Here is a 1,102-nt window from a genome sequence, read left to right as displayed (position 1 = left end):
GATTGAGTCCATATAATTGTGTAAAAAGAAAGAGTCATTTTATTCACTCTTGGCAACACTGTTTTCAACGACGATAAACAATGAAAAGAGGAATAATAATGACTCACTTACAGTTTAACCTAGATATGGACCTTTTAAAAGAATCAGTTATGAATTCAAATATCGATGCAGTCGTTAGGTCAGCTATTGTTTTAGTTTTAAATGAGTTTATGGAAAAAGAGAGAGATGACTTCTTAAACGCTGCGGCTTATGAACGCTCTGCGGAGCGTCGGGACTATCGCAACGGTTTCTATGATCGAGAATTAACTATGAGTATAGGTAAGTTAAAACTTAAAGTGCCTAGAACTCGCAATGGGGAATTTTCAACTTCAGTCTTTGAAAAATATGCCCGATGCGATCAGGCCCTTGTCCTCTCTATGTTAGAGATGGTCATCAATGGAGTCTCCACCCGAAAGGTTACTCACATTGTGGAACAGCTTTGTGGTGAAAGCATTTCTAAATCGTTTGTTTCTTCTCTTACCCAAAAGCTCGATCCCATTGTTAATGACTGGGCAAAACGGCCTTTAAATGTGATGTATTTTCCTTATGTTTTTGTAGATGCCATGTATATAAAAGTACGTGAACATCACCGGGTTGTCTCAAAAGCTGTTTATATCGCTACTGCTATTTCAGAGAAAAACAAACGTGAAATACTCGGTTTGAGTGTGGACCATGTTGAAAATTATGAGAGCTGGAGCCAATTCTTCCAACAACTTAAATCCCGAGGTCTTCAATCACCTAATTTAGTCATCTCAGATGCACATCTGGGACTTCAAAAAGCAATTCAAAGGGAGTTCATTGGAACCAGCTGGCAAAGATGTAATGTACATTTCAAGCGGAATATCATTGAAACAATCCCTAAAAAAGACTCAGAGGAATTCCGCGTGATGCTTAAGCGTGTTTTTGAAGCTGTTACAATTGAAGATATACGGAAATTCAAAGATGAACTGATGACCCGGTTTAGCGAAGACAATAAATATGAGAAAGCCCTCGGCATATTAGATGAAGGTTTCGAAGATACCATTCAATACATGAACTTTCCTGAAAAAATACGCTCTCATAT

The 1,102-nt window shown here is 37.9% G+C and carries 1 protein-coding gene; it reads left to right on the top strand.

Annotation, left to right across the window (positions count from 1 at the left end; all coding sequences use genetic code 11):
• Positions 1 to 98 precede the first annotated feature (98 nt).
• The coding region (locus G8761_RS26695; RefSeq protein ID WP_166030957.1) for an IS256 family transposase at positions 99 to 1,102 on the top strand (1,004 nt) is incomplete at its 3' end.

The sequence above is a fragment of the Neobacillus terrae genome (assembly GCF_011393025.1).
Taxonomy (GTDB): domain Bacteria; phylum Bacillota; class Bacilli; order Bacillales; family Cytobacillaceae; genus Neobacillus_A; species Neobacillus_A terrae.
Note: the sequence above shows the minus strand (reverse complement) of the source record. Positions and strands in the feature narration are given on the sequence as shown.